The organism is Streptococcus suis YS161 (assembly GCF_002760245.1).
In the GTDB taxonomy this organism is placed as follows: Bacteria; Bacillota; Bacilli; order Lactobacillales; family Streptococcaceae; genus Streptococcus; species Streptococcus suis_I.
The window spans coordinates 1-254 of sequence record NZ_ASCA01000095.1; the positions used below are offsets into that span (position 1 = coordinate 1).

Sequence of the window (254 nt, forward strand, 5' to 3'; positions counted from 1 at the left end):
GATGGGCACGAGTGGAATCGAACCACCGACCTCACGCTTATCAGGCGTGCGCTCTAACCATCTGAGCTACGCGCCCAAACCAAGTTTGGGTATGAACTGTGTTCAAAGCGGGTGACGAGAATCGAACTCGCGACAACAGCTTGGAAGGCTGTAGTTTTACCACTAAACTACACCCGCTTATATGGGAGTTAACGGGATCGAACCGCTGACCCTCTGCTTGTAAGGCAGATGCTCTCCCAGCTGAGCTAAACTCC

Annotated in this window: 3 tRNA genes; all 3 read right to left on the minus strand. The window is 52.8% G+C overall.

The annotated features are described in order from the left end of the window. Positions 1 to 2: 2 nt before the first annotated feature. The 3 genes from SST111_RS11825 to SST111_RS11835 all read right to left on the minus strand — a co-directional run bounded on the left by SST111_RS11825 (position 3) and on the right by SST111_RS11835 (position 254). Positions 3 to 76: transfer RNA gene (locus tag SST111_RS11825), tRNA-Ile, on the minus strand. Positions 77 to 106: 30 nt separating this feature from the next. Beyond that, a tRNA-Gly gene (locus tag SST111_RS11830) sits at positions 107 to 177 on the minus strand. Positions 178 to 182: 5 nt separating this feature from the next. Next, positions 183 to 254: transfer RNA gene (locus SST111_RS11835), tRNA-Val, on the minus strand.